The sequence below is a fragment of the Bradyrhizobium sp. Arg816 genome (assembly GCF_029989365.1).
Classification (GTDB): Bacteria; Pseudomonadota; Alphaproteobacteria; order Rhizobiales; family Xanthobacteraceae; genus Bradyrhizobium.
Genome location: NZ_JAPRAQ010000003.1, coordinates 548525 through 566768, shown reverse-complemented (window position 1 = coordinate 566768; position 18244 = coordinate 548525). Strand labels below are relative to the sequence as shown.

Here is an 18244-nt window from a genome sequence, read left to right as displayed (position 1 = left end):
CCCCTAAAAAACCCTCGCAGGCGCGTATGGCGCGTTGTGCGGGATGATTGGGCTTATCGAACCCGTCATTGAACGGTCATAAGGAGATGAAACATGGCAGTCCGCGTCGGAATTAACGGTTTTGGCCGCATCGGCCGCAACATCCTGCGGGCTATTGCCGAGTCCGGCCGCAAGGACATCGAGGTCGTCGGCATCAACGACCTCGGCCCGGTCGAGACCAACGCGCATCTCCTTCGCTTCGACAGCGTCCATGGCCGCTTCCCCGGCACCGTGACCGTCGATGGCGACTCCATCAACCTCGGCGGCGGCAAGATCAAGGTGACCGCCGAGCGCGATCCCTCGAAGCTGCCCTGGAAGGATCTCGGCGTCGACATCGCGATGGAATGCACCGGCATCTTCACCGCGAAGGACAAGGCCTCCGCGCATCTCACCGCAGGCGCCAAGCGCGTGCTGGTCTCCGCGCCCGCCGACGGCGCCGACGCCACCATCGTCTACGGCGTCAACCACGACACGCTGACCAAGGATCATCTGGTCGTCTCCAACGGCTCCTGCACCACCAATTGCCTTGCGCCGGTCGCCAAGGTGCTGAACGACCTGGTCGGCATCGAGACCGGCTTCATGACCACGATCCACGCCTACACCGGCGACCAGCCGACGCTGGACACGCTGCACAAGGATCTCTACCGCGGCCGTGCGGCGGCGATGTCGATGATCCCGACCTCGACCGGTGCCGCCAAGGCGATCGGCCTCGTGCTGCCCGAGCTGAAGGGCAAGCTCGACGGCGTCTCGATCCGCGTGCCGTCCCCGAACGTCTCGGTCATCGACCTCAAGATCGTCGCCAAGCGCGCCACCGACGCCAAGGAAATCAACGCGGCGATGAAGCGCGCCTCCGAGCAGCAGCTCAAGGGCATTCTCGGCTATACCAATCAGCCGAACGTCTCGATCGACTTCAACCACGATCCGCACTCCTCGACCTTCCACGAGGACCAGACCAAGGTGCAGAACGGCACGCTGGTGCGCGTGATGTCCTGGTACGACAACGAGTGGGGTTTCTCGAACCGCATGGCGGACACCGCCGTCGCGTTCGCGAAGGTGATCTAACTCCGCGCTCGTGTCCCGGACGCGATGCAGCGTGAAACGCTGCGTCGCAGATCCGGGACCCATGTCCCTCCAGCGTTAAGTCCCGGTTCTGCATAGCGACACTCCGCGCCGCTATGCGCCCGGGACAAGAGAGTGTCCGATGACCAACAAATTCCGCACCCTCGACGACGTCGACGTGAAGGGCAAGCGCGTGCTGCTGCGCGTCGATCTCAACGTGCCCATGGACAACGGGCGCGTCAGCGACGCGACCCGGCTCGAGCGCGTCGCGCCGACCATCACCGAAATCTCGGACAAAGGCGGCAAGGTCATCCTGCTCGCGCATTTCGGCCGGCCGAAGGGACGCGACCCCAAGGAATCGCTCAAGCCGGTTGCCGAAGCGCTGTCGAAGGTCGTGAACAGGCCCGTCGCCTTCGCCGATGACTGCGTCGGCGAGCCCGCGGCCACGGCCGTTTCCGGCTTGAAGGATGGCGACATCCTGTGCCTGGAAAATACCCGCTTCCACAAGGAAGAGGAAAAGAACGATCCCGCCATCGTCGCGGAGTTGGCAAAACTCGGCGACATCTGGGTCAACGACGCCTTCTCGGCCGCGCACCGCGCCCATGCCACAACCGAGGGCCTCGGCCACAAGCTGCCGGCCTATGCCGGCCGCACCATGCAGGCCGAGCTCGTCGCGCTGGAGAAGGCGCTGGGCTCGCCGACCAAGCCCGTCATCGCGATCATCGGCGGTGCCAAGGTCTCGACCAAGATCGATCTGCTCGAAAACCTCGTGACCAAGGTCGACGCGCTCGTGATCGGCGGCGGCATGGCCAACACCTTCCTGCACGCCCAGGGCGTCGCGGTCGGCAAGTCGCTGGCCGAGAAGGATCTCGCCGCGACCGCGATCCGCATCATGGAGAAGGCGGAAGCCGCCAATTGCGCAATCATCCTGCCAGTGGACGCCACCGTCGCCTATCATTTCGCGGCGAACGCGCCCTCGCATGCCTACGGGCTCGATGCGATCCCGGCCGACGGCATGATCCTCGACGTCGGCCCGCAATCGATCGCGCGCGTCCACGCGGCGATCGACGACGCCGCCACGCTGGTCTGGAACGGACCGCTCGGCGCCTTCGAGATGCAGCCGTTCGACCGCGGCACCGTGTCGGCCGCCAAGCATGCCGCCGAGCGCACCAAGGCGAAGAAGCTGATCTCGATCGCGGGCGGTGGCGACACGGTCGCGGCCCTCAACCAGGCCCATGTGGCCGGTCAATTCACCTATGTCTCGACCGCCGGTGGCGCATTTCTTGAATGGATGGAAGGCAAGCCCCTTCCCGGCGTCGAAGTTCTGCGCACCGAGTAATCAGTCGGCCTTTTAAGTCGGCCTTGCAGGCCCAACCGGAGAAAAAGACACATGGCTCGGATCACGTTGCGTCAATTGCTCGACCATGCGGCTGAGAACGATTACGGCGTACCGGCCTTCAACATCAACAACATGGAGCAGGCGCTGGCGATCATGGACGCGGCCAACACGGTCGACGCGCCCGTCATCATCCAGGCCTCGCGCGGTGCGCGCTCCTACGCCAACGACATCATGCTCAAGCACATGATGGACGCGGTGACCGAGATCTATCCGCACATTCCGGTCTGCGTGCATCTCGACCACGGCAACGAGGCCGCGACCTGCATGACCGCGATCCAGGCCGGCTTCACCTCAGTGATGATGGACGGCTCGCTCAAGGCCGACGGCAAGAGCCCGGCCGACTGGACCTACAATGTCGGCGTCACCAAGACCGTGACCGACATGGCCCATCTCGGCGGCATCTCGGTCGAGGGTGAGCTCGGCGTGCTCGGCTCGCTCGAAACCGGCATGGGAGACAAGGAAGACGGCCACGGCGCCGAAGGCAAGCTGAGCCACGACCAGCTCCTGACCAATCCGGACGAGGCCGTGAAGTTCGTCCAGGAGACCAAGGTCGACGCGCTCGCGATCGCGATGGGCACCTCGCACGGCGCCTACAAGTTCACCCGCAAGCCCGACGGCGACATCCTCGCCATGAAGGTGATCGAGGAGATCCACCGCAAGCTGCCGAACACGCATCTGGTGATGCACGGCTCCTCCTCGGTGCCGCAGGACCTCCAGGACATCATCAACGAGTTCGGCGGCAAGATGAAGCCGACCTGGGGCGTGCCGGTGGCCGAGATCCAGCGCGGCATCAAGAACGGCGTGCGCAAGATCAACATCGACACCGACAACCGCATGGCGATGACCGGCCAGATCCGCAAGGTGTTCAAGGAGCACCCGGAAGAGTTCGACCCGCGCAAGTACCTGAAGCCCGCGATGGAAGCGATGACCAAGCTGTGCAAGCAGCGGCTCCAGGAGTTCAATACCGCAGGCCAGGCCTCCAAGTTCAAGAAGGTTTTGACCCCCGCCGAGATGGCCAAGCGCTACGCCAAGGGCGAACTGGATCCGAAGGTGGCGTGATGTATCCCTCCCTCTCCCCGTTCTTACGGCGAGAGGGTCGGGGTGAGGGGCTCTTTCCGCGAGTTGTGCCCTATCGATAGACCTGTACCCCCTCACCCGGTCGCTTCGCGACCGACCTCTCCCCGCAAGCGGGGCGAGGTTAAGGGCAGCCAGCCCGGCCAAACGTATCCCCAACTGACCTCCCGCCCCTTTTACCCTGCGACGAACGTTAACTCGGCAATTGCCCGAGAACGGTCTATTTTCACAGGCAAGGGCAGCATCGTTTTGGGAGGACCTCTCGATGAATCTGACTGAGCTCAACAGGATCGCGACCGCCATGGTCGCGCCCGGCAAGGGCATCCTTGCCGCCGACGAATCCTCCGGCACCATCAAGAAGCGCTTTGACGCGATCGGGGTGGAATCGACGGAAGGCAATCGCCGTGACTATCGCGAGATGCTGTTCCGCTCCAGGGAGGCCATGAGCCAGTACATCTCCGGCGTGATCCTCTATGACGAGACGATCTGGCAGGATGCGAAGGACGGCACGCCGCTGGTCAAGCTGATCGAGCAGAGCGGCGCCATCCCCGGCATCAAGGTCGACGAGGGCACGCAAGCCCTGCCGATGTGCCCGGGCGAGCTCGTCACCGTCGGGCTCGACAAGCTCGCCGAGCGCCTGAAGAAATATTACGAACGCGGCGCGCGCTTCGCCAAATGGCGCGCGGTGATCGATATCGGCAGCGGCATTCCCTCGATGACCGCGATCGGCGTCAACGCCCATGCGCTGGCCCGCTACGCAGCGCTGTGCCAGGCCGCGCAGATCGTGCCGATCGTCGAGCCTGAGGTGCTGATGGACGGCGATCACGACATCGACCGCTGCTATGAAGTGACGACCCGCGTGCTCAACAAGACCTTCCAGGAATTGCGCGTGCAGCGCGTTGCGCTCGAAGGCATGGTGCTGAAGCCGAACATGGCGATCTCTGGCAAGAAATGCGCGAAGCAGGCTCCCGTCGAGGAAGTCGCGGAGAAGACAATTCGGCTGCTGAAGGCCTGCGTGCCCGCGGCCGTGCCCGGCATCGCCTTCCTCTCCGGCGGCCAGTCGGACGAAGAGGCGACGGCGCATCTCAACGCCATGCACAAGCTCGGGCCGCTGCCCTGGGGCCTGACCTTCTCCTACGGCCGCGCGCTGCAGGCCGCGCCGCAGAAGGCCTGGTCCGGCAAGGCCGAGAATGTCGCAGCCGGCCAAAGTGCATTCAGCCATCGCGCCCGGATGAATGGTCTGGCGTCCAAGGGCGAATGGCAAAGCAGCCTGGAAAAGAAAGCAGCCTAGATCTTGTCGAACAAATCGCCTCCGCCGCGCCCGGCGCCGCGTCTCTATCTCGCGACGCCCGTTGTCGATGATCCCGCTGCGCTCGCCGCCGAGCTGCCGGGTCTGCTTGCCTCCGCCGACGTCGCGGCCGTGCTGGTTCGGCTGAAGGAGACCGATCAGCGCACCATGATCACGCGCATCAAGGCGCTGGCGCCGCCGGTCCAGAAGGCGGGCGCTGCGCTGCTCGTCGACGGCCATGCTGAGCTCGTCGCACGTGGCGGTGCCGACGGCGCGCACCTCCCCGGCATCGCCGCGCTGAAAGAGGCGCTGCCATCGCTCAAGCCCGATCGCATCGCTGGCGTCGGCGGGCTGACGACGCGGCACCATGCCATGGATGCGGGCGAGATAGGCGCGGACTACGTGCTGTTCGGCGAACCTGATGCAAAGGGCCAACGCCCGTCGTCCCAGGCGATCGCCGAGCGGCTGGACTGGTGGGCCGAGCTGTTCGAGCCGCCCTGCGTCGGCTTTGCCACCTCGCTCGAAGAGGCGCACGACTTCGCCGCCAGCGGCGCCGATTTCGTGCTGGTCGGCGATTTCGTCTGGTCCGATCCGCGCGGTCCCAAGGCCGCGCTGATCGAGGTCGACGCTGCGATCAAGAAGGCCCATGCGGCTGCGCTTGCGGGTCAGGAGCACGGCTAGCGCCCGACATGAAGCTCCCGCGCATCACCATCCTGGCCACGCTGCTGCTGACGGCGCCCGCGGCCGCGCAGCTCCAGATCACGCCGCCGGTGGCCACGCCGAGCGCTGTGCCTGAGAAGCCCAAGCCGCCCCCGGCCGCCAAGAAGAAGGAGGCCGCGCCGGCGCCAAAACCTTCGGCCTCGCCCAAGCCGGCCGCCTCGCCCAAGCCGGCGCTGCCCGCAACCGTGATCCCCGCACCGGCAACCGACAATCCCAATGTCGATCTGGTGTTCGGCGCCTATCAGCGCGGCCAGTACAAGACGGCGTTCGATCTTGCCACCGCCCGCGCAGAAGCGGGCGATCCCAAGGCGATGACCATGCTCGGCGAGCTCTATTCCAACGCCATGGGCATCCGCCGCGACTACGCCAAGGCGCTGGAATGGTACAAGCGCGCCGCCGATGCCGGCGACCGCGAGGCGATGTTCGCGCTCGCCATGCTGCGAATTTCCGGCCGCGGCGGCTCGGTCGACAAGAGCGAGGCGGTGAAGCTGATGGCTTCCGCCGCCAAGCTCGGCGAGCCCAAGGCGGCCTATAACCTCGCGCTGCTTTACCTCGACGGCCAGACCCTGCCGCAGGACGTCAAGCGGTCCGCCGAGCTGCTGCGTCAGGCCGCCGATGCCGGCCTGCCCGAGGCGCAATACGCGCTGGCGACCTTCTACAAGGAAGGCACCGGCGTGCCGAAGGACCCGGAACGCGCGGTGCGGCTGCTCCAGGCGGCTTCACTGGCGGACAATGTCGATGCCGAGGTCGAATATGCCATCGCCATGTTCAACGGCACCGGCACGGTGAAGAACCAGCCGGCCGCCGTCGCGTTGCTCCGCAAGGCCTCCCGCCAGGGCAGCGCGATCGCGCAGAACCGCTTGGCCTGGGTGCTGATCAACGGCATGGGCACGTCCGTGGACAAAATCGAGGGCTTTAAATGGCACCTGGTGGCCAAGACCGTCGGCAAGGGCGATCCGGAGCTCGACAAGCAGTTCTCCGACCTGCCCGCCGACGACCGCTCCAAGGCCGAGGCCGCCGCCAGAAAATGGCTCGGGACCAAATGACTTGACGCAATGACTTGACCTTGGGCCCCTCGCAGGGCACCCCATCCTTCAAACGGGCGCGATTTCGCGCCATTTCCCCCGATCAAGACCAGAGCACATGCTGTATTCCGCAACTATCAACGTCATGGTCAAGGCCGCGCGCCGCGCTGGCCGCAGCCTCAAGCGCGATCTCGGCGAGATCGAGCATCTTCAGGTCTCGCTGAAGGGGCCGGCCAATTTCGTCTCGCTCGCCGACAAGCGCGCCGAAGAGATCCTCTACCAGGACCTCGCCAAGGCCCGTCCCGGCTACGGCTTCATCGGCGAGGAAGGCGGTACCCGCGAAGGCAGCGACAAGAGCCACACCTGGATCGTCGACCCGCTCGACGGCACCACCAACTTCCTGCACGGCATCCCGCAATTCGCGATCTCGATCGGCCTCGTGCGCGAGGGCACGATCATTGCGGGCGTGATCTACAACCCCGCCAATGACGAGCTCTACATCGCCGAGCGCGGCAAGGGCGCCTTCCTCAACGACCAGCGCCTGCGCGTGGCCGGCCGCCGCCAGCTCAACGAATGCGTGGTCGCCTGCGGCCTGCCCCATATCGGCCGTGGCGACCACGAGGAATTCCGCCGCGAGATGACCGCGATCCAGGACCGCGTCGCAGGCCTGCGCCGTTTCGGCGCCGCCTCGCTCGACCTCGCCTTCGTCGCCGCCGGCCGCCTCGACGGCTACTGGGAGCGCAATCTGCAATCCTGGGACATCGCCGCCGGCATGATCATGGTGCGCGAGGCTGGCGGCACGGTGAGCGACATCGCAACGCCCGGTGATGCGCTGGTGACCGGGCATGTCGTGTGCGGCAATGAGTTCGTGCACGGGGAGCTGGTGAAGATTTTGCGGAAGTAGGCCGCCGCATCGACGGTGCACTCCCTCGCCCCGTTCTTACGGGGAGAGGGCTGGGGTGAGGGGCTGCCTCGGCAAGCTCGGTACGGGTTGGACTCGCGGAGAGCCCCCCTCACCCGGATCGCATCTGCGATGCGATCCGACCTCTCCCCGCAAGCGGGGAGAGGCGAAGAAGGCAGCGGCCGTCGCGCCTTAGTGGCTATGCCGCACCGGCGCGGGCGGCCCGTATGTCTCGCCGTCCTTCGCCGCCTTCGGCTCCCGATCCCCCGCCAGCACGCGCTGCACCGAGACGAAGAACACCGGCACCATCAGCAGCGCCAAAATCACCACCGCGATCATGCCGCCCATCACGATGCTGCCGAGCGCCTGCTGGCTGGCGCCGCCGGCGCCGTGGGCGATGGCCATCGGCAGCACGCCGCAGATGAAGGCAAGGCCGGTCATCAGGATCGGGCGGAAGCGCAGGCGGCAGGCCTCGATGGTGGCGTCCACCAGCGGCTTGCCTTCTTTCCGCAGATCCTTGGCGAACTCGATGATCAGGATCGCGTCCTTTGCCGCGAGGCCGATGATGGTGATCAGGCCGACGGTGAAATAGACGTCGTTGGGCAGGCCGCGCAGCATCGCCGCGGCCACCGCGCCGACGATGCCGAGCGGCACCGTGAGCAGCACCGCGAGCGGAATGGTCCAGCTCTCGTAGAGCGCGGCAAGACACAGGAACACCACGAACACCGACAGCGCCAGCAGGAACGGCGCCTGCGAGCCCGAGAGTTTTTCCTGGAGCGACTGTCCGGTCCATTCATAGCCGAAGCCGCGCGGCAATTTGCCGGCAAGCCGCTCCATCTCGGCGATCGCGTCGCCCGAGGTGAAGCCGGGTTTCGCCTCGCCGGAGATGCGCACTGCGGGATAATAATTGAAGCCGGCGATCTGCGTCGGGCCGCGCGCCCATTCGACCGTGGCGAAAGAGGAGAACGGCACGAGCTGGCCACGGCTGTTCTTGACGTTGTAGTTGAGGATGTCCTCGGTCCGCATGCGGTCGCGGGCGTCCGCCTGCACCACGACGCGCTGCATGCGGCCGCGGTTCGGGAAGTCGTTGATGTAGTTCGAGCCGAGATTGGTCGAGATCGTGTTGTTGATGTCCTCGAAGGTGACGCCGAAGGCGCCGGCCTTCTCGCGGTCGATCACGAGATTGACAACGCCGGCCTCGGGCAGGCCCTCGATATAGACCTTCTGAAGCACGGGGCTCGCATTGGCCTCCGCGATCAGCTGGTCGGCGGCGCGCATCAATGCCGGATAGCCTTTCTGGCCGCGGTCCTGGAGGCGGAACGAGAAGCCCGAGGAATTGCCGAGATTGTCGATCGGCGGCGGCTGGAGCGCAGAGATCTTTGCATCGCGGATCGAGGACGACAGATCGCGGTTGATGTCGTTGACGATCGCGGCGGCTGAGTCCTTCGGCCCGCGCTCCGACCAGTCCTTCAGCGTGATGAAGGCCTGCGCAGTGTTCATGCCCTGGCCGGAGAAGCTGAAGCCGGTGAGGAAGGTGACATCCTTCACACCCGGCCGCTCGGCGAGATATTTCTCGACCTTCTCGATGACGGCCTCGGTGCGGGGATACGACGAATCCGACGGCGTCTGCACGTCGGTGGTGACGAAGCCCTGGTCATCGATCGGCAGGAAGCCGCCGGGCAGGCTGACGAAGGCCCAGGAGAGACCGACCAGCAGCGCGACATAGACCAGCATCAGGCGGCCGGTCCGCTTCAGCGAGAAGCCGACGGTGCGGGAATAGCCCTCCTTGCCGCCTTCGAGCATGCGGTTGAACCAGCCGAACACGCCCCGCTTCGCATGGCCGTGGCCGGCCGCGACGGGCTTGAGCAGGGTCGCGCACAGTGCCGGCGTCAGCGACAGCGCGAGGAAGGCGGAGAAGCCGATCGCGGCAACCATGGTCACCGAGAACTGGCGGTAGATGATGCCGACCGAGCCGGGGAAGAACGCCATCGGCACGAACACCGCCATCAGCACCAGCGTGATGCCGATGATGGCGCCCGAGATCTGCGCCATCGCCTTCCGCGTCGCTTCCTTCGGCGGCAGGCCTTCCTCGGACATGATGCGCTCGACGTTCTCGACCACGACGATGGCGTCGTCGACGAGGATGCCGACCGCGAGCACCATGCCGAACATCGAGAGCATGTTGATGGAATAGCCGGCGAGCAGCAGCGTGGTACACGCGCCCAGCAGCGCCACGGGCACCACGATGGTCGGGATGATGGTGTAGCGGATGTTCTGCAGGAACAGGAACATCACCACGAACACCAGCACCACGGCTTCGACCAGCGTCGTCAGCACCTTCTTGATCGAGGCCTCGACCACGGGCGTGATGTTGTAGGGGATCTCGTAGGAGATGTTGGCCGGGAAGAAGCGCGACAGCTCCTTCATCTTCTCCTCGACCGCGCCCGCGGTCGCCAGCGCGTTGCCGGTCGGCGACATCAGCACGGAGAGGCCCGCGGTCGGCTTGCCGTTCAGGCGCGTGTTGAACTGGTAGCTGAGGCCGCCGACCTCGATGCGTGCGACGTCGCGCAACCGCACGGTCGAACCGTCGGCATTGGCGCGCAGGATGATGGAACCGAATTCGTCCGGGGACGAGAGCTGGCCCTTGACCAGCACCAGCGAGGAGGTGCGCTGGCTCGAGGTCGACGGCTCGGCGCCGATGCTGCCCGACGCGACCTGCGCGTTCTGCGCGGCGATCGCCTTGTTGACGTCGTCCGCGGTCAGCCCGTAGCCGACGAGCTTCGCCGGATCGACCCAGACGCGCAAGCTGCGTTCGGTCGAATAGAGCGTGGCGCGGCCGACGCCGGGGATGCGGCGTATCTCGCCGAGCACGTTGCGGATCATGAAATCGCCGAGGCCGACTTCGTCGAGGCTGCCGTCGGTCGAGTTCAGCGTGATGATCTGGAGCACGGCGCTCGAGGCTTCCTCGATCAGGATGCCCTGCTGGATCACCGCGCGGGGCAGCCGCGCCTCGACGCGCTTGATGCGGTTCTGCACCTCGACGGAGGCGGCGCTGGTATCGGTGCCCGGCTGGAAATTGGCGATGATCTCGACCTGGCCGAGCGAGTCGCTGGTCGATTCAAAGTTGAGGATGCCGGAGGCGCCGTTGAGCTCCTCCTCGATCAGCCGGGTGACGCTGTTGTAGAGGTTTTCGGGCGAGGCGCCGGGATAGCTGGTCGAGATCGAGATCGAGGGCGGCGCGATGATCGGATATTGCGCGATCGGCAGCAACGGAACCGCGATCGCGCCGATCAAGCAGATGAACAGCGCGACCACCCAGGCGAAGATCGGCCTGTCGATGAAGAAACTCGCCATGGCGCGTTACCGCGTCAGCTTCTGGGCGTGCCGGTTGTCCGCGGTCGCGTCCGCCTCCGACCAGGATTGCGGCTTCACCTTGTCGCCGGCGGCGAACTTCTGGAAGCCTTCGACCACGACCTTGTCGCCGGCCTTCAGGCCCTCGGTCACGAACCAGAGTCCGTCCTGCACCGACCCCGTGCGCACCGGCTGCACGGCGATGTGGTTGTCGTCCTTGACGACGAACACCTCGCTGCCGCCGCCGCCGTTGCGCTGGATCGCCTGCTGCGGCACCGCGATCGCGTCGCTGTCGAGACCCTGGTCGATGCGGACGCGGACATACATGCCCGGCAGCAGTTCGCGCTTGGGATTGCGGAATTCGCCGCGCAAGGTCACCTGGCCGGTATGGGCATCGACCTTGGCGTCGGAGAACAGCAGCTTGCCGTCGAGCGAATAAAGGGTGTTGTCGTCGAGCACAAGGCGCACCTTGGCGGCATCGGCCGCGATGCGCTCGAGGTCGCCGCTCTCGAAGGCGCGGCGGAGCTGGTTGAGCTCGGTCACCGACTGGGTGAAGTCGGCATAGATCGGATCGAGCTGCTGGATGCTGGCGAGGTTGGTCTCGTTCTGCACCGCGAGCGCACCCTCGCTGACCAGCGCCGCACCGACGACGCCGTCGATCGGCGCGCGCACGGTGGCATAGTCGAGATTGAGTTTGGCGCGCGCGAGTTCGGCCTTGCGGCCTTCGACCTCGGCATGGGCCTGGCGCTCGGCCGCGATCGCCTTTTCGTTCTCGGCTTCCGGGGCGGCGCGATCCTTGGTGAGGGTGGCGATGCGGTGCGCCTGCTGCCTCGCCTGCATCAGCGCGGCCTCGGCCTTGGCGACGGCGGCCTCGGTGGCCATCACCTCGACCTCGAACGGACGCGGATCGATGCGATAGAGCGGATCGCCGGCCTTCACCTCGCTGCCCTGGCGGAACAGGCGTTCGACCACGATGCCGGAGATGCGCGGCCGCACGTCGGAGACGCGCGTCGGCGCGATGCGGCCCGGCAGCTCGCGCACCACGGCGCGCGGCTGCGGCTTGACGATGACGACGCTGACGTCAGGATCGGCGGGCTGGGCAGCGGACACCGCAGAGACGGATTCGTCGCAGCCCGCGAGCAGCGGCGTAAAGGCCGCGAGCATCATAGCAACGCATGCCGATCGCGCGCGAAGTCCTGACATGAAACTAAATGCCCCGATGTTGTTGAAACTGAAATCACGCTCCGCGCGAGCCCGTTCTGGGCGATTCAACGCGGCTGATGCCGTCAAAATAGAACGTACGTGCTGCGACGCAACGCATTGCGCGGGCGGCTCATTGCCACATGACCTATCATGCTGAGTTCAGTGCGCTTTTCGAGGCTCACCGGATTGTGAGTCGGGTTCCATCACCGCGGGCTGCGACAGAAGAACGCAATCACCCGGAGGCCCTCATCCTGTACTGGCTCACGCCCCATTCGGTTCCATCGGCGTGGCCGAACAGTCCTGATGTCGCGAGGAAGAACCAGCGCCAGCGTCGCATCCACACAGCGGTCTCCTCGCCATGGACGCTGCGCAGGGACGCTTCGATCGTGTCGCGACGCGCATCGAAATTGGCGAGCCAGTCGTTCGCGGTGCGCTGATAGTGCGTTCCGCTCCAGCACCATTCCTTCTCGATCCTGAAGACGTCGCCGAATTGCCTGACGAGGTGATGGCTCGGCATCAATCCATCCATGAGTACATGCTGCGCTATCCAGTCTTCGCGATTGGCGCGGTCGAACAGATGAGAGCCGGAGCGATGGGTGACGATGTGCATGAAGAAGCGCCCGTCAGGCGCGAGCCAGGATCGCACGCGCGTCATCAGCTTGCGCCAATTCATCATCTGCTCGAACATCTCGACCGAGACGATGCGGTCGAATTGCCCATCGGGCGCGAACACGTTCATGTCCGCGGCGACCACGCGCAGGTTCAACAGTCCGCGCAGCCGCGCCTGCTCCTCGACATAGACGCGCTGGGCCTGCGAGTTCGACACCGCCGTCACCTTCGCATGCGGGAACCGCCGCGCCATCCACAGCGACAGCGAGCCCCAGCCACAGCCGAGCTCGAGGATGGTCTGGCCGTCGGCGAGACCGGCGTGCTCGACGGTCTGGCGCAGCGCCTCCTCCTCCGCCTCCTGCAGCGTGCTCGCATCGGACTTGTAGAAGCAGGACGAGTAGTTGCGGTTGGGCCCGAGCACCTCCGCAAAGAACGCCGCGGGCACCTCGTCATGGCCGGCATTGACGGCATCCGCGTCCCCGGCGATCGGCCGCAGGATCATCCGCCCGGCGAAGGCGGCATCATCGGCCGCGCCCAGCGCGGCCATGCGCGTCGCCCTGCGCGAGCACAGGCGCTGGATCGCGGCGCGGATCACGACATCAGGCAGCGGCACGCGTTCGGCGGACACGATGAACGCGGAAACGACGCTCATGCAACCACTCCGTCTCTGGGCGACAGGGAGAAAATGCGACCTAAGCCTGTGGAATGCCGACGTTTTGCAAGATACGTCTCTATCAAAGCGCGGTTTCAGCTTTGGGTTCCGAGAGCTCTCCACGAAATCGGCACATCCGGCGCTTTTTTTGGGCTGCCGCTGTGCCATAGTGCGCCCCGCAAGCAAGTTCGTAACGGATGATACCGGCCATGCCGCCAGGCGCCTCGCCCCGCTCCCCCATCGATATCGAATATACCAAGCTATCCTCGCCCAGCGTTTTCCTGGTGCGGATGCTGGTCTTTCTGGTGCTGTGCACCCTGGTCGGCGTGGTGCTCTACAAGCAGATCATCCTGGCCTTCTTCGCCAATCCCGGCCTCAATGCCCTGATCGGCGGCGTGCTGTTCATCGGCATCATCCTGGCCTTCCGCCAAGTGATACGGCTCTACCCCGAAGTCTCCTGGGTCAACAATTTCCGCATCGCCGATCCCGGCCTGGCGCCGTCCCGGCACCCGAAGCTGCTGGCGCCGATGGCCATGATCCTCGGCGGCGAGCGCACCGGGCGGATGACGATCACCCAGACCACCATGCGGCACCTGCTCGATTCGATCGCGACCCGCCTGGACGAGGCCCGGGACATCTCCCGCTACATGACCGGCTTGCTGGTCTTCCTCGGCCTGCTCGGCACCTTCTGGGGCCTGATCGAGACGGTCGGCTCGGTCGGCAAGGTGATCGACGGGCTCAAGGTCGGGGGCGATTCCGGCGCCCTGTTCGACACGCTGAAGGAGGGCCTCGCCGCCCCGCTCGGCGGTATGGGCATCTCGTTCTCGAGCTCGCTGTTCGGCCTCGCCGGCTCGCTGATCCTCGGCTTCCTCGATTTGCAGTCGAGCCAGGCCCAGAACCGCTTCTACACCGACCTCGAAGACTGGCTCGCCACCACCGTGCGCGAATATGGCCACGGCGAGGTTGCGGTCGCAGCCAGCGGTGGTGGCGGCGGCGGCGTTGCCAGCGGCGAGCTCCAGGCCGCCGTCGAGCGCTTACGCTCCGTGCTCGAGGAAGGCAGCGCCAGCCGCGGCACCACGGCGGCCATGGCGAGCCTTGCCGAAGCCATCCAGGCGCTGGTCTCGCACATGCGGACCGAGCAGCAGATGATCCGCGAATGGGCCGACGGCCAGGGCGAGCAGAACCGCGAGATCCGCCGCCTGCTGGAGCGCATCGCGCGCCAGCCGGAGAAGGGTTAGCGACATGGCTCTAGCGCGCGGCCGCCGCAGCGAAGCCGGCTTCAACTACTGGCCCGGATTCGTCGACGCGCTGTCGACGCTGGTGCTGTCGATCGTGTTCCTGCTGTCGGTATTTTTGGTCGTGCAGTTCTTCCTGTCGCAGGAGGTCACCGGCAAGGACAAGGCGCTGGAGCAGCTCAACGCCAAGATCGCCCAGCTCAACGAGCTCTTGTCGCTGGAGAAGCTCGGCAAGCTCACGCTCGACGACCAGGTCTCGTCACTGAAAGCCGGCCTCGCCTCGGCCGAGACCGAGCGCGATCGCATCAAGGGACTCTATGACGGCCTCGCCGCCGCCGGCAACGACGCCCAAGGCAAGACCACCGAGCTCGGCAAGGCGCTGGACTCGGAGAAAGCGGTCTCGGCGCGGGCGCTGGCGCAGATCGAGGTGCTGAACCAGCAGATCAGCGCGCTGCGGCGGCAACTGGCGGCGTTGGAGGAGGCGCTCGACGCCAGCGAGAAGCGCGACAAGGAATCGCAGAACCGCATCGCCGATCTGGGGTCTCGCCTGAATGTCGCGCTGGCGCAGCGCGTGCAGGAATTGTCGCGCTATCGCTCGGAGTTCTTCGGCCGCCTGCGCGCCATTCTCGGCAACCGCCCTGACATCCGCATCGTCGGCGACCGCTTCGTGTTCCAGTCAGAAGTGTTCTTCGACACCGGCCAGGCGGTGCTTCTGCCCGAGGGCCGCGCGGAGCTTGACACCCTGGCAGCCGCGCTGATCGAGCTCGACAAGAAGATCCCGAGCGATATTCCCTGGGTGCTGCGCGTCGATGGCCACACCGACGTCCGCCCGGTGAGCGGCGCGAACTTCAAGTCGAACTGGGACCTGTCCGCCGCGCGCTCGATCTCGGTGGTGCAATATCTGATCTCGCTCGGCGTGCCGGCCCAGCGCCTTGTCGCCGCCGGCTTCGGCGAATTCCAGCCGCTCGACGCCGCCAACACGGAAGAGGCCTACAAGCGCAACCGCCGCATCGAGCTGAAGCTGACGGAGCGGTAGTGAGCGCCCTCCACCTCCGCCCCTACCGCCCCGAGGACGAAGCCGCCGCGATCGACCTCTGGCATCGCACCTGGCAGCAGGCCTATCCGCAGATCGATTTCGCCGCGCGGCTGGACTGGTGGCGCCAGCGCTGGCGCAAGGATCTGGTGCCGAAAGCCTCGATCGTGGTCGCGGAAGCGGAGGGCGTGCTGGCCGGCTTCGTCACCATCGACGGCGATGGCTATCTCGACCAGCTCGTGGTCGATCCCGCGCACTGGGGCTCGGATGCGGCGAGGCTGCTGGTGGATGAGGCCAAGCGCCTGTCACCGTCAGGCATCACGCTGCTCGTCAACAAGGACAATGCCCGCGCCATCCGCTTCTACGAGCGCAACGGCTTTGCGCATGCCGGCGAGGATTTGAACCCGACCTCGGGACGGCCGGTGCTGAAGATGGAATGGCGGGCGTGACGAGGTTTGCTGCCAGCCCCACCCTCCGCTGTCGTGCCCCGGGCTTGCCGCCTTCGCTGAAGCTTCGGCGGCCGAGCGAGCTTGTGGCCCCGCGTAGCCTTGGCGGAGCCGGGACCGAGGCATCATCCAGTACGCCGCGACTTCTCCGAATCTCACTATTGTCTCTGGAATACTGGATCGCCCGCTTTCGCGGGCGATGACACCGTGAATGAGGCAGCAGGCGGGACGCCTCACGCGCCCTCGAACTGCAGCCTCGCCAGCCGCGCATAAAGCCCGTTCGCAGCAACGAGCTCGGCATGCGTGCCCTGCTCGACGATCTTGCCATGGTCCATCACCAGGATGCGATCGCAGGACAGCACGGTGGCAAGACGATGTGCGATCACCAGCGTGGTGCGGTGGCGCATCAGCTCTTCCAGCGCGGTCTGCACCAGCGTCTCGCTTTCGGCATCGAGCGCGGAGGTGGCCTCATCGAGCAGCAAGAGCGGCGCATCGCGCAGGATGGCGCGGGCGATCGCGATGCGCTGGCGCTGGCCGCCGGACAGCGTGACGCCGCGCTCGCCGAGCGGAGCGTCAAAACCTTCGGGCAGGCGGCGGATGAATTCGGCGGCGTGCGCGAGCTCGGCCGCACGCTCGACCTCGGCATCGGTCGCATCGGGCCGGCCGAAACGGATGTTCTCGCGGGCGCTGGCGGCAAACACGTTGGATTCCTGCGGCACGAGTGCGATGCGCAAGCGGAAATCGCGCGGGTCGGCGGATTTGACCGGCACGCCGTCGAGGGAGATCGCGCCGCCCCGCGGGTCGTAGAAGCGCAGCAGGAGATGAAAGATGGTGCTCTTGCCGGCGCCTGACGGGCCGACGATCGCGACCTTCTCGCCGGGGCGCACGGTGAACGACACGGCATCGAGCACATTGACGTTTGGCCGCGCCGGATAAGCGAAGCTGACCTGGTCGAAGCCGACCTCGCCGCGCGCCGGCACCGGCAGCGCGCGCGGTGACGCCGGCGCGGTGATCTCGGGCTGCACATGCAGGATCTCGAACAGGCGCTCGGCGGCGCCGGAGGCGGCCGAGACTTCGCCCCAGACCTCGCTGAGCTGGCCGAGGCCCGCCGCGGCGAAGGCCGCATAGAGCACGAACTGGCCGAGCCGGCCCGGCGAGATCGTGCCGATCAGGACGTCATGCGAGCCGATCCAGAGGATCGCGACCACGCTTGCGAACACGATGAAGATGATGATGGCGGTGAGCACGGCGCGGGCCTGCGTGGACGTGCGCGCGGCCTCATAGGCCTGCTCGACCTCGCCGCCAAAACGCTTCTCGGCGAGCCCTTCGCTGGTATAGGCCTGCACGGTGCGGATGGCGCCGACCAGCTCGCCCGCATAGGCCGAAGCATCGGCCAGCGTGTCCTGCGCATTGCGCGACAGACGCCGCACCCAGCGCCCGAACGCGACCAGCGGCAGCACGATCAGGGGAATGGCGAGCAGCACGAAGCCGGAGAGGCGCGGGCTGGTGATCACCATCATCGCCGCCGCGCCGAAGAACATCATGAGATTGCGCAGCGCGATCGAGACGGAGGCGCCGACCGCGGACTTGATCTGGGTGGTGTCGGCCGTGAGCCGCGACACCAGCTCACCGCTGCGCGCGGAATCGAAGAAGGCCGGCGAGAGCGAGAGCAGATGGGCGAAGACGTCGCGCCGGAGGTCGGCGACGATGCGCTCGCCGATCGTCATCACGAGGTAGTATCGCGAGGCGCTGGCAAGCGCGAGCACGGCGACCACCGCGATCATCACCGAGAAGTAGCTGTTGATCAGCGCGATGCCTTCCGGCGTCAGGCCGAAATCGATCATCCTGCGCACAGCGACCGGCACCAGCAGCGTGGTCAGCGCCGCGACCGTGAGCGCGACGAAAGCGAGCGCCGCGCGGCCGCGATAGCGGGCCACATAGGGCGCGAGCGCCAGCAGCGGCCGCAGCTTGGCGCGGCTCTTCGCCGGCGCCTCGATCAACTCGGCTTCGATCGACGGGGCCTCAGGCCCGGCGCGCTCGTCGCGGTACTGGTCGTCAAGCCGTTCCACAGCGCTCATGAGATCGGACCCAAGGAGACAGATTAACTCCACATAGGCCGCTGCAGGGGGAGTGGCAAATCCGGGATGTCCCTTAGGGGACGGCCCGGTTCTCGTGTGCCCACAATGGCTTGTTTTAAAGGGGCCTGTGGG

At 66.2% G+C, this 18244-nt stretch carries 14 protein-coding genes; 10 read left to right on the top strand and 4 right to left on the bottom strand.

Annotated features, from left to right (window positions below; genetic code table 11):
- Positions 1–93 precede the first annotated feature (93 nt).
- The 7 genes from gap to OWC48_RS11375 all read left to right on the top strand — a co-directional run bounded on the left by gap (position 94) and on the right by OWC48_RS11375 (position 7508).
- A complete protein-coding gene (gene gap / locus OWC48_RS11405) occupies positions 94–1101 on the top strand; it encodes a type I glyceraldehyde-3-phosphate dehydrogenase (RefSeq protein WP_085401784.1) in 1008 nt (335 codons plus the stop codon).
- Between the two features lie 139 nt (positions 1102–1240).
- Entirely contained in the window at positions 1241–2437 is a 1197-nt protein-coding gene (locus OWC48_RS11400) for a phosphoglycerate kinase (protein WP_282520053.1), read from the top strand.
- A 51-nt stretch (positions 2438–2488) separates the two neighbouring features.
- Complete coding sequence (fba, locus tag OWC48_RS11395) at positions 2489–3556, top strand: class II fructose-bisphosphate aldolase (RefSeq protein WP_071916654.1); 1068 nt, start codon at positions 2489–2491, stop codon at positions 3554–3556.
- 280 nt (positions 3557–3836) lie between these two features.
- On the top strand, positions 3837–4862 hold the full coding sequence (locus tag OWC48_RS11390) for a class I fructose-bisphosphate aldolase (protein ID WP_282520052.1): 1026 nt from the start codon (positions 3837–3839) through the stop codon (positions 4860–4862).
- Positions 4863–4865: 3 nt separating this feature from the next.
- Positions 4866–5540: a thiamine phosphate synthase gene (locus tag OWC48_RS11385; RefSeq protein ID WP_282520051.1), complete on the top strand. Its 675-nt coding sequence runs from the start codon at positions 4866–4868 to the stop codon at positions 5538–5540.
- Positions 5541–5548: 8 nt separating this feature from the next.
- Positions 5549–6625: a tetratricopeptide repeat protein gene (locus OWC48_RS11380; RefSeq protein ID WP_282520050.1), complete on the top strand. Its 1077-nt coding sequence runs from the start codon at positions 5549–5551 to the stop codon at positions 6623–6625.
- Positions 6626–6722: 97 nt separating this feature from the next.
- A complete protein-coding gene (locus OWC48_RS11375; RefSeq protein WP_028150910.1) occupies positions 6723–7508 on the top strand; it encodes an inositol monophosphatase family protein in 786 nt (261 codons plus the stop codon).
- Positions 7509–7697: 189 nt separating this feature from the next.
- Here OWC48_RS11375 and OWC48_RS11370 read toward each other — a convergent pair whose 3' ends face one another.
- From OWC48_RS11370 to OWC48_RS11360, 3 genes are all read right to left on the bottom strand, one after another.
- A complete protein-coding gene (locus tag OWC48_RS11370; RefSeq protein ID WP_282520049.1) occupies positions 7698–10859 on the bottom strand; it encodes a multidrug efflux RND transporter permease subunit in 3162 nt (1053 codons plus the stop codon).
- 6 nt (positions 10860–10865) lie between these two features.
- Positions 10866–12059 (bottom strand): efflux RND transporter periplasmic adaptor subunit, encoded by a 1194-nt coding sequence (locus tag OWC48_RS11365; protein WP_282520048.1) that lies wholly within the window; start codon positions 12057–12059, stop codon positions 10866–10868.
- Positions 12060–12291: 232 nt separating this feature from the next.
- Entirely contained in the window at positions 12292–13320 is a 1029-nt protein-coding gene (locus tag OWC48_RS11360; RefSeq protein ID WP_282520047.1) for a cyclopropane-fatty-acyl-phospholipid synthase family protein, read from the bottom strand.
- Positions 13321–13529: 209 nt separating this feature from the next.
- Between OWC48_RS11360 and OWC48_RS11355 the strand changes: the two genes are divergently transcribed.
- From OWC48_RS11355 to OWC48_RS11345, 3 genes are read left to right on the top strand one after another with little or no spacing between them, the layout of a single operon-like run.
- Positions 13530–14558 (top strand): flagellar motor protein MotA, encoded by a 1029-nt coding sequence (locus OWC48_RS11355; protein ID WP_282520046.1) that lies wholly within the window; start codon positions 13530–13532, stop codon positions 14556–14558.
- A 4-nt stretch (positions 14559–14562) separates the two neighbouring features.
- Entirely contained in the window at positions 14563–15591 is a 1029-nt protein-coding gene (locus OWC48_RS11350) for a peptidoglycan -binding protein (protein WP_282520045.1), read from the top strand.
- Positions 15591–16037 carry a GNAT family N-acetyltransferase gene (locus tag OWC48_RS11345; RefSeq protein ID WP_282520044.1) on the top strand — a complete coding sequence of 149 codons (447 nt, stop codon included), beginning with the start codon at positions 15591–15593 and terminating at the stop codon, positions 16035–16037. Before OWC48_RS11350 ends, OWC48_RS11345 begins: the two co-directional genes overlap by 1 nt.
- A 230-nt stretch (positions 16038–16267) precedes the next feature.
- Here OWC48_RS11345 and OWC48_RS11340 read toward each other — a convergent pair whose 3' ends face one another.
- Positions 16268–18112 carry an ABC transporter ATP-binding protein/permease gene (locus OWC48_RS11340; RefSeq protein WP_282520043.1) on the bottom strand — a complete coding sequence of 615 codons (1845 nt, stop codon included), beginning with the start codon at positions 18110–18112 and terminating at the stop codon, positions 16268–16270.
- Positions 18113–18244 lie beyond the last annotated feature (132 nt).

Bases quoted from the DNA above. Each gene is read 5' to 3' on its own strand.
- gap (WP_085401784.1), top strand. From the start codon at position 94: ATGGCAGTCCGCGTCGGAATTAACGGTTTTGGCCGCATCGGCCGCAAC.
- OWC48_RS11400 (WP_282520053.1), top strand. From the start codon at position 1,241: ATGACCAACAAATTCCGCACCCTCGACGACGTCGACGTGAAGGGCAAG.
- fba (WP_071916654.1), top strand. From the start codon at position 2,489: ATGGCTCGGATCACGTTGCGTCAATTGCTCGACCATGCGGCTGAGAAC.
- OWC48_RS11390 (WP_282520052.1), top strand. From the start codon at position 3,837: ATGAATCTGACTGAGCTCAACAGGATCGCGACCGCCATGGTCGCGCCC.
- OWC48_RS11380 (WP_282520050.1), top strand. From the start codon at position 5,549: ATGAAGCTCCCGCGCATCACCATCCTGGCCACGCTGCTGCTGACGGCG.
- OWC48_RS11375 (WP_028150910.1), top strand. From the start codon at position 6,723: ATGCTGTATTCCGCAACTATCAACGTCATGGTCAAGGCCGCGCGCCGC.
- OWC48_RS11370 (WP_282520049.1), bottom strand. From the start codon at position 10,859: ATGGCGAGTTTCTTCATCGACAGGCCGATCTTCGCCTGGGTGGTCGCG.
- OWC48_RS11365 (WP_282520048.1), bottom strand. From the start codon at position 12,059: ATGTCAGGACTTCGCGCGCGATCGGCATGCGTTGCTATGATGCTCGCG.
- OWC48_RS11360 (WP_282520047.1), bottom strand. From the start codon at position 13,320: ATGAGCGTCGTTTCCGCGTTCATCGTGTCCGCCGAACGCGTGCCGCTG.
- OWC48_RS11355 (WP_282520046.1), top strand. From the start codon at position 13,530: ATGCCGCCAGGCGCCTCGCCCCGCTCCCCCATCGATATCGAATATACC.
- OWC48_RS11350 (WP_282520045.1), top strand. From the start codon at position 14,563: ATGGCTCTAGCGCGCGGCCGCCGCAGCGAAGCCGGCTTCAACTACTGG.
- OWC48_RS11340 (WP_282520043.1), bottom strand. From the start codon at position 18,112: ATGAGCGCTGTGGAACGGCTTGACGACCAGTACCGCGACGAGCGCGCC.